At 33.2% G+C, this 10,064-nt stretch carries 9 protein-coding genes; 7 read left to right on the plus strand and 2 right to left on the minus strand.

Annotated elements, in window-relative coordinates:
- Nucleotides 1–4: 4 nt before the first annotated feature.
- From VOI25_RS12600 to VOI25_RS12615, 4 genes are all read left to right on the plus strand, one after another.
- A complete protein-coding gene (locus tag VOI25_RS12600) occupies nucleotides 5–619 on the plus strand; it encodes a thioredoxin family protein (protein ID WP_323789438.1) in 615 nt (204 codons plus the stop codon).
- Between the two features lie 122 nt (nucleotides 620–741).
- A complete protein-coding gene (locus VOI25_RS12605; RefSeq protein WP_323789439.1) occupies nucleotides 742–1,056 on the plus strand; it encodes a rhodanese-like domain-containing protein in 315 nt (104 codons plus the stop codon).
- Nucleotides 1,057–1,066: 10 nt separating this feature from the next.
- Complete coding sequence (locus VOI25_RS12610; RefSeq protein WP_323789440.1) at nucleotides 1,067–1,465, plus strand: rhodanese-like domain-containing protein; 399 nt, start codon at nucleotides 1,067–1,069, stop codon at nucleotides 1,463–1,465.
- Between the two features lie 145 nt (nucleotides 1,466–1,610).
- Complete coding sequence (locus VOI25_RS12615; RefSeq protein WP_323789441.1) at nucleotides 1,611–4,019, plus strand: protein-disulfide reductase DsbD family protein; 2,409 nt, start codon at nucleotides 1,611–1,613, stop codon at nucleotides 4,017–4,019.
- On the opposite strand, the gene VOI25_RS12620 is transcribed toward VOI25_RS12615, so the two are convergent.
- Nucleotides 4,020–4,748, minus strand: coding sequence for a nitroreductase family protein (locus VOI25_RS12620; protein WP_323789442.1), 729 nt, complete (start codon nucleotides 4,746–4,748; stop codon nucleotides 4,020–4,022).
- Between the two features lie 142 nt (nucleotides 4,749–4,890).
- Between VOI25_RS12620 and VOI25_RS12625 the strand changes: the two genes are divergently transcribed.
- Nucleotides 4,891–7,197: a transglycosylase domain-containing protein gene (locus VOI25_RS12625; RefSeq protein ID WP_323789443.1), complete on the plus strand. Its 2,307-nt coding sequence runs from the start codon at nucleotides 4,891–4,893 to the stop codon at nucleotides 7,195–7,197.
- A 5-nt stretch (nucleotides 7,198–7,202) separates the two neighbouring features.
- Here VOI25_RS12625 and VOI25_RS12630 read toward each other — a convergent pair whose 3' ends face one another.
- Complete coding sequence (locus VOI25_RS12630) at nucleotides 7,203–8,363, minus strand: glycosyltransferase family 9 protein (RefSeq protein WP_323789444.1); 1,161 nt, start codon at nucleotides 8,361–8,363, stop codon at nucleotides 7,203–7,205.
- A gap of 344 nt (nucleotides 8,364–8,707) precedes the next feature.
- Here VOI25_RS12630 and VOI25_RS12635 point away from each other — a divergent pair, with 344 nt between their 5' ends.
- Together VOI25_RS12635 and VOI25_RS12640 are read left to right on the plus strand one after the other, a co-directional pair.
- A complete protein-coding gene (locus VOI25_RS12635; protein WP_323789445.1) occupies nucleotides 8,708–9,475 on the plus strand; it encodes a hypothetical protein in 768 nt (255 codons plus the stop codon).
- A 183-nt stretch (nucleotides 9,476–9,658) separates the two neighbouring features.
- Nucleotides 9,659–10,057 carry a cyclic nucleotide-binding/CBS domain-containing protein gene (locus VOI25_RS12640; RefSeq protein WP_323789446.1) on the plus strand — a complete coding sequence of 133 codons (399 nt, stop codon included), beginning with the start codon at nucleotides 9,659–9,661 and terminating at the stop codon, nucleotides 10,055–10,057.
- The last annotated feature ends 7 nt before the right edge of the window (nucleotides 10,058–10,064 follow it).

Here is a 10,064-nt window from a genome sequence, read left to right on the forward strand (position 1 = left end):
AACCATGAAAAACACACTTAAAACATTTCTTGCCCTTATAACTATAGTTACTTTGTCTTCTTTCGCATATCTAGGAGGAGGTCATGGTTATCATGTAGGTGATGTCGCAACAGATTTTGAACTTGAAAACATTGATGGTAAAACAGTATCATTATCAGATTTTGAGTCTGCTAAAGGATTTATTGTTGTATTTACTTGTAATACCTGTCCTTACGCGGTTGCTTATGAAGATAGAGTAGAAGCATTGAATAAAAAGTACGCTGAAAAAGGGTATCCAGTTGTGGCGATTATGCCTAATAATACTGAAGTTAAACCAGGTGACAGTATGGAAGCTATGAAAGCTCGAGCTAAAGCTAAAGGTTTTACGTTTCCTTACCTAATGGACCAAGGTCAAAAAATTTATCCACAGTATGGAGCAACAAAAACGCCTCATATTTATATCCTTCAAAAAACTAAAAAAGGTAATGTTGTAAAGTATATTGGCGCAATTGATGATAATTACCAAGATGCGAGTGCAGTTACTAAAAAATATGTTGAAGATGCGGTTGATGCTTTACTATCTGGTAAAGAAATTGAAGAAAAACAAACTAGAGCAATAGGTTGTTCAATTAAGGTTTAATCAATACACAATTAAAAATTTTAACAATCCGAAGTGTAACGCTTCGGATTTTTTTTCGTCTTTATCATAAGGAAACGTTAAATTAGCATGATTTTTGATATGTACTATTTTAGAAAATTATTATGGCAGATTTAACACAACACGAGTGGATTTCAAAACTAAAGGCTGACAATAATGCGATTGTTTTGGACGTTAGAACACCTGAAGAGGTTGCGCAAGGTATTATACCAAACGCTTTACACATTGATATTTTTAAGGGTCAAGGTTTCCTTGATGAGGTTCAACAACTGGATAGAACCAAAACGTATTTTGTGTATTGTAAAGCTGGAGGACGAAGTGGACAAGCATGTGCTGTAATGAATCAACTCGGATTTAACCAAACATACAATCTATTAGGAGGCTTCAGTGAATGGCAAGGTGAAGTTTCTTCTTTATAAATCAATCAAAATGAAAAAAATCAGCATCGTTTTTAGTCTAATTTTTGCACTTTCCCTTACGAATTGTGCAAACGAATCGCAATCAGAAATTAAAGTGATCTCTCCCGAAGAAATGCAAACGCTTCTTGAATTAGATGACGTTCAAATTGTAGATGTTCGCACTCCTGAAGAGTATAAAGATGGGTTTATTGGAAATTCTCAAAATATCGATTTTAATTCTCCAACTTTTGATGAAGACATTACTAAATTAGACAAGTCTAAACCCGTTATATTGTATTGCAAATCTGGAGGTCGTAGTGCGAAATGTACTGAAAAACTAAAAGACGCTGGCTTCGTTAAAATATATGATTTATATGGCGGAATAACCCAATGGAAATTTAAAGGACTTGAAATAAAAACCTTTGAATAGGATTAGTTCAAACCAATTATAAACCGAACATTTTGTTCGGTTTTTTTTATATCTATAAGAGATATTTGTTAATCAAGCCTTAATACTATCTATTAATCCCTATGTTTTTTTTAAATTAGCTCCTTTCATAACCTAACTATTTCTAATGAGAAACTTAATAATTACACTTTGTAGTTTAGTTATATTTTCAATCACTGCTAAGGCTCAAGTGTATGAGCCTGTAAAATGGAAAACTTCAGTGGAGAAAATTTCTGATACTGAATTCGATTTAATTTCTACGGCTACCATTGAGAAAAACTGGCATTTGTATGCTCAAAGTGTTCCTGAAGATGGTCCAATTCCAACGACATTTTCATATAAAACAACCTCAGATTTTGAAACTGTAGGTGATACGTCGGAAGACGAAGGTCATACTGTTGATGATCCTGTTTTTCAAATGAAAATTAAGTTTTTTGAAGATAAGGCAGAATTTAGACAACGCATAAAAGTACTTAACCAAGAGTTATCTATTGTTAATGGTGAAGTTGAATTTATGGTTTGTGATGATAGCAAATGCTTACCTCCAGAATTTATAGATTTAAATTTCAATTTAGCAGCAGCTATACAATCTGATTCTAATTCTGAAAAAGCTAACCTTTTTCAAATGGGAACTTCAGATGACACATCTCAAATTTTAGAACCCGTTAAATGGAAAACATCTGTTGAGAGAATTTCTGATTTAGAATATATATTAGTTTCTAAGGCTACCATAGATAAAGGCTGGAAGTTATACTCCCAATCTGTTCCAGAAGATGGACCAATTCCAACCGAATTTATATATCAATTACCTGAAGGTGTCCAATTAGTTGGAAAGACTTCAGAAGAAAAAGGAAAAGAAGTAGAAGATAAAGTCTTTAAAATGAAGATTAAATTCTTCAAGACATCTACAGAATTTAGACAACATGTAAAATTAGCTAATACTGATATAACTTCAATAACTGGAGAAGTTGGCTTTATGGCTTGTGATGATGAAAAATGCTTAACACCTAGTTATGTAGACTTGAATTATGATTTAACTAACAGCGTTGAAGCTAAACAGACAGCTATATCATCATCTTCTGAGAATAAAGGAGAATCAAGAGGCCTTTGGTCAATTTTCTTGGTGGCGTTTTTATCTGGATTTGTCGCCTTACTTACGCCTTGTGTGTTTCCTATGATACCAATGACTGTCAGTTTCTTTATCAAACAAAGTCAATCAAAAGCGAAAGGGATTAGAAATGCCATTATTTATGGTTTATCAATTATTATCATTTATGTATTATTAGGAACTCTAATAACAGCCATATTTGGAGCAGATGCTTTAAATGCACTAGCAACTAACGTTTGGTTTAATATCATCTTCTTCTTATTACTAGTAGTTTTTGCGATATCATTCTTAGGTGCTTTTGAAATTGTACTACCAAATTCATGGGCTAATAAAGCCGATCGTCAAGCGGATAGAGGAGGATTAGTTGGAATCTTTTTTATGGCTCTGGCATTAGCCATAGTTTCTTTTTCATGTACTGGACCAATTGTAGGAACCATTTTAGTTGAAGCTGCTTCTAAAGGAGGCGTTGCACCTGTAATTGGGATGTTAGGTTTTTCTACCGCTATTGCTTTACCCTTTGCATTGTTTGCTGCATTTCCAGGTTGGTTAAATTCATTGCCAAAATCTGGAGGTTGGTTAAATACAGTTAAAGTTGTTCTAGGATTTTTAGAATTAGCTCTCGCTTTTAAGTTTTTGTCACAAGCCGATTTGGTATTACAATTACATTTCTTAGAGCGTGAAGTTTTTATAGCCATTTGGATTGCCATTTTTGGGGCTTTATCACTTTATCTCCTAGGGAAAATTCAATTGCCTCATGATTCGCCATTAAAACATATTTCAGTAGGTCGTTTGTTATTAGGTCTGTTAACCTTATCATTTACAGTATATATGATTCCTGGACTTTGGGGAGCGCCTTTAAATTTAATTAGTGCATTTCCTCCTCCTTTAGATTATAGTGAATCACCTTATGGAGTAGGAAATTCAAAAGGCGGAAATTCTGTAGGTTCTTCTGATCATTCAGATTTACCTGATGGAGCACATTTATTGGCACCACATGATATCCTTGCTTTTAACGATTACGATAAAGGTTTAGCCTATGCTAAGGAAGTTGGAAAACCTGTGATGATAGATTTTACAGGTTGGGCTTGTGTTAATTGTCGTAAGATGGAACAGAATGTTTGGGTAAAAGACAAGGTATTGAATAAATTGAAAAATGATATTGTTCTTATTTCATTATATGTGGATGACAAACGAAAGTTATCTGAAGATGATGTTACAGATTCCAAATTGAAACCTGGTAAAAAGCTTAGATATATTGGTCAGAAGTGGAGTGAATTACAAACTATAAGATACAAGACGAATACGCAACCTTTTTATGTGTTAATGGATCATAATGAAGACAACCTGATTGATCCTGTAGGATACATGCCAGATGCTGACGAGTATCATGAATGGTTATCTGAAGGCATTGGTAATTTTGAAAACTAATTATTTTTCAAAATAAACCTCTTCAAAAGGTACTCGAAATCGCGGACCATAAATGCCTTTGACATCTCGTATGCCACAACCTATAATCATATTAATTTCGGCACCTCGTGGTAAGTCTAAAATTTGTTTTACTCTTAAGGTATCACTGCCTTCCATTGGACAAGTATCATAGCCAATTCCAGCCATGCTTATCATGAAATTTTGTGCCGCTAATCCAGCGCTTTTATGAGCTACGATTCGCATATCACTTAATCTAGTTTGTCTGTAAATTGGTCGGAATAATCCAACAACTTGAAAAATCCAATATTTGATAAAACCAAGAATCCCAAAAAAGTCAGAATAGATCGTCGGAATCAGTTTTTTATAATAATCTTCAGCTTGTTTTTTTCGTTTTACTAATCGAGGTTCTAAATCTGGTTTGTCAAACACTGTGTTTAGAAAATCGATATTAGCTTGAGCACGTTGTTTCCATAAATCCTTTCTTGTTACTACAACTACCAATTGCTGAGCAGTTTTAGCAGCATTTTGATTAAAGCAAGCTTTTGCTAGATTCTCTAGTGTATCTTTCGACCTTACATGATAAAATTCCCATAGTTGTAAGTTACTACTAGTAGGCGCTAAAGATGCATTACGCAAACATTGTTTTACTTTTTCATTATCAATGGGTTCATCTTTGTAAACTCGTGTTGATCTTCTGTAAGCTATAGCTTCTGATACAGTTTTTTCCATAGATGAAAATTACATAATTAATTATTATGATGTAAAGTTTTGTGTGATTGATATTTCAAAGGAAATAAAATACATTTATATGTCACTTAAAACATCGATTCTGTTTTTTCGTTCGTATATACATAGTATCTAATGTTTATATATGAGTATAAAATTCAAAAAGTCTTGGTTGAAATGGTTCCTTAAATTGTCTTTAAGTGGTATAGTGTTAATGCTACTATTTTGGTTTTCAGTGTATTTCGGATTTTGGGGTAAATTACCTTCCAAAGAAGATATTTCGAACATTAAACAAGCAGAAGCCAGTGTGTTGTTAGATGCAAATCAAGAATTATTAGGGAAATACTTCATTTTTGATAGACAAATTATTGAGTTTAAAGATCTTCCAAAAGATTTAGTTGATGCCTTAGTTGCGACTGAAGATGTGAGGTTTTATGAGCATGATGGTATTGACTATAAAAGTCTTTTTCGTGTGTTTTTTAAATCCATCTTGATGCAGAACAATTCCTCAGGTGGAGGAAGTACGATTAGTCAGCAATTGGCAAAAAATATCTACGGAAGGGAGCATCATGGATGGTTTACAATGCCAGTAATAAAAACTAAAGAGATGATTCTTGCAAGACGTTTTGAAGCGTTGTATACAAAGCAAGATATCATAGCGATGTATTTAAACACGGTTCCATTTAGTGAAAACGTCTTCGGTATTGAAAGTGCATCACAGCGTTTTTTTAGCACATCTGCCAAAGACCTTGATTTATCACAATCTGCTACTTTAATAGGAACCTTAAAAGCACCACATCGTTATAATCCGAGATTATTTCCAGAGCGAAGTCAGTTAAGACGTGATGTTGTTTTGCAGCAATTGGAAAAATACGAATACATTTCTAAGGATATTAGGACAAAAACAAGTGAACAACCTTTAGTAGTTGCCTATAGAAAATTTAATCATGCTGAAGGTACTGCAGCTTATTTTAGAGAGAAAGTGAGGCATGATGTTAAGACACTTCTTGACAGTCTGTCTACTGCAAATAATGAAACGTATAATTTGTATAAAGACGGCTTGAAGATCCATACGACCTTAGATATTGCTATGCAACGCTATGCTGAAAGCGCTATGCAACAACATCTAGCGTCGTTGCAATCTCAATTAGAAGCATCTTATGGAAAGAAAGCACCTTGGATGTCTAATACATCTTTGATTGAAAAACGCATTAAAGAATTGCCACTTTATAAGCGAATGAAAAAGCAAAAGTGGAGTGAAAAAGCCATAATGGATTCTTTAAACGTGAAGAGTAAAAAGAGTTTGTTTACTTGGGAAGGTGACATAATAAAGGACGTTTCAGTTGTAGATAGTTTAAAGCATACAATGAAGTTTTTGAGCACAGGATTCGTAGCTGTAAACCCTAAAGATGGAGCAGTGAAAGCTTACGTTGGAGGCATAAATTTTGAACGATTTAAATATGATCATATATCGGCTTCAAAGCGACAAGTTGGTTCTACATTCAAGCCAATTGTGTATACAACTGCATTAGAAAAAGGAATGGATGCTTGCACCTATTATCCGATTAAAGAAATTACATATACCAATCAAAAAGGTTGGACACCAACCAATGGAGGAAAAGAAGAAGCTGATCGCCATCTTAATTATTCATTTGAAAAAGCCTTAAGTGAGTCTGTAAATACTATTGCTGTAAAAGTGCTTGAAGATGTGGGTATTGATGCTGTTATTGAACAAGCAGAACGCATGGGAATACAATCTAAGTTGCCAAAAGTACCATCATTAGCTTTAGGAACGGCAGAATTGTCTATGTTAGAATTAATTGGAGCCTATACAAGTTTTGCTAATGAAGGGCATGTTTCAAAACCATTTTACATAACTAAAATTGAAGATAAATCTGGTAACATTATTTACGAATGTTCCAATCGATATATTGGCACTGAAGCTTTTTCTGAAAACACAAGGCAGGCTATGATTGAGATGATGAAAGCTACTATAAATACAGGATCTGCAAAACGTATGCGAAGTACTTATGGTTTAGATAATGATTTAGCAGGAAAAACAGGAACGACCCAAAACAATAAGGATGGTTGGTTTGTAGGTTTGAGTCCAAATTTAGTTATGGCATCATGGGTTGGAAATGATGATCATCGTATTGGTTTTAGTAATACCTCAATTGGACAAGGAGCCAATTCGGCTTTACCAATTGTGGCTTTATTTTTAAAACAGATGAATGCAGATTTAAAATTTAATGCCATTACTAAAGCTAGGTTTGAATCACCTTCAGATGATGTAATTGCAGCTTTAGATTGTGAACAAGAAAAGCGTGACGGTTTTCTAAAACGACTTTTTACTAAAGACAAAAAAGAGCGTGAGTTTGAAACTGATACGAAAGATATTAAGGAAAAGAAGAAAGGCATTTTTTCATTCTTAAAGAAAAAAGACAAATCTTAAAGTAGTTAATTTTGGACAGCAAGTTCTGCTGCTTTGATAATCTCCATTATACTAGATTTATCTGTATCAATAGCCATATTAGTGTTGCCATAAGGCTTGTATTTTTCGATTTTTGAATTAGAAAATAAACCTATAACCGGAGTTTTAGTTGCAGCAGCTAAGTGCATTATACCACAATCACCACCAATAAACAAACTTGTGTTTTCTATCACCGAAGCAATTTCACGGAGATCTTTACTGTAAAAAGCAGGTGCTTTAAAATCTATTTGTGATACGTTTTCTATTGGTAGAATTTCAACAATATTGTACTCTGAAAATTTTGACTTTAACTGCTTGTAAAAATCGTCCCACCATTCTTTTGAATAGCATTTTGCGCCTGTCGCAAACGTATAAATGCAAATCGTTTTTGTTGTGTTTTTAGTTAATTCAAGTAAAGTAGATTTTCCCTTATCAATTTCATCTGAACCTAATTTCATATCTAACATAGGAATAGGTCTATCGCGTTTTGGTAAACCTGTTTTTGAGAGGTAGTTTCTTAAATTATAAACGGGATTTTTTGCGATATGATAGCTGTCAGGCACTTTTGAAACAAAATCTTCTTCAAGTTCATCAAAGACCTTGTATTTGGCATTAGAGAAACTTGTGAGTAATTTTCCAGAGGAAGATCCTTTTACAGCATTTATCACCAAGTCATACGTTTTAAATTTTACACTCAACCAGACTTTGACATAAGTTATTAATTGTTTGAACGGTTTTCTTGGTAAGACAATATAACCATCAATGTTTTTATAGTTCTCAAGTATAAAAGGAGCCAAATTTCCCTTTGTTAAGATATCAATTTTACAATCTGGAAATGTTTCAGTGACATCTTGCAAAAGTGGCGTGATAAGCAATAAGTTCCCTAATCTATGATTAGGTCTTATAATTAAGACTTTTTTAATTTCTGAATTTGAATTAAGAGTAACAGCTTTCTTAGCATTAGATTTTCCAATGTTTTTGGTAAGCTGTTGCATTATCTTTCTTCTGTAATCATTCACACGTCCTGAGAAAGAGACGCGATGTTCAGAATCCTTGTTGTCTGTTGATGATGCCATAATCTGAAATTTATACTTCAATTCAATTTGAGATTTGCCTAATACGTCGTAAGTGATTTGGTCAAAAATCATACAATAGTATTAATTTTTTTAATGAGAATAATCAATTGACTGAGTTTTTCTCAAAGATCACTGGATATCTTGGTTTTGTTTAGGTTTATGATTCAATACAGCCTTCTATTAGTTTAAAATAGCTTCGATAAGTATTTATAAGGCTCTGTACATTTATTTGCTTGTTTCGTCCTAAGTCAGTTGCTTCTGGTAGTGTCGTAGTTTACATTTATAAAGTCTTCAAATCTGATCTCTATCTTAAATATGGGTTAGTAACTCTATTTATTATATGCTATTTCAATTTTAAATTAATAACGTGCACAGTAGAATACTGCGCAAAAACTAACCAACAAAAACAATAAATTATGTTGAAAAAATCAATTGCATCTCTAATGATGCTAGCCATGGTATTTACGTTTTCAAATCCTGTAAATGCTCAAGACGAATCTGAAGATTATAATATGTGGGAAAATATGATGTTCACTGCAGATTATACACAATTAAAAACGTTTAGTGCAAATATGCGCAAGCACAATGAAACGTATCATAAGGAAGGTCCTTATAAAGCGACAGTTTACAATATTAGTTCAGGTCCAAATGCAGGTAAAATGATTTGGCAAATGGGATCAATGATGCTCAGGCATAATGATTCTCGCCCAGGAGCTAATGGGCATGATGCTGACTGGCGTGACAATGTGATGCCGTATATTAAAGAGATACATACAATAGAGTATTGGTCGCAAGATGATAAAAAGTCAAATACAAGTATGTTAGGACCAGATAATTTATATCCTTTAATGTACATTCGATATTTTGAAATCTCTGACGATCACGATTATACAATGAATCAGGTTTTCGAACAAGTAAGTAAAACTGTTAAGTCTTTAGATGGAGAAAATCCTTGGGGTTTATATTATAATATGTTTTTACAAGGAGATTTAGGACGACATGTAGCTACAGTTGGATTTATGAAAAACTGGGCGGAAATGGATGAAGATAGAAATTTTAAAGCCGCTTATGAAAAGTTATATGGCGAGAATTCTTGGGAAACATTTCTAGATACACTAGATGATACATTTTCTAATCGTTGGGATGAAATTTGGGAGTATAATAAGCACCTAAGTGGAGATTAGTCTTATATAAATCTTTTAAAAAAAACCACTCAAAATGAGTGGTTTTTTTGTTTCTGTTGATTTGCCTAGTATGATTTTTATCATATCTAAAACGGATTTATAATCTTAATTTTATAGGAGAGCAAATAGACAGCGTTGATTTTAACTGTTTATTTAAAGATTTCAAACTAAAAACACTAGTCTATGCGAATACAAGTAAAAGATTTTATGTCTACTCCAGTAACTACAGCAATTGGAGAAGATAGCGTTCATGACATTAGAACACTGATGAAAGAAAAAGGAATTCATGCTATTCCAATTATTTCATATACCAATGATAAATTGAAGGTAGAGATAACGATAAGAGGAATTGTAACTGCTACAGATTTAAACAAAGTAGTTCATGAAAACACAACTATTGATGATGTGATGACCTCTTCAAATGTTTATGTTGTTCATGTCGATTCAAGTGCTCAAGCAGCTGCCAAAATGATGTTAAGGTATAACGTTCATCATTTAGTTGTAATGGAAGAAGGCGACATAAAAGGTATGATTAGTTCTTTAGATTTTGTAAAATTAGTTGCAGAGCATTCGTTAGGATAGATACTTT

It is taken from the genome of Psychroserpens sp. (assembly GCF_034670085.1).
GTDB lineage: Bacteria > Bacteroidota > Bacteroidia > Flavobacteriales > Flavobacteriaceae > Psychroserpens.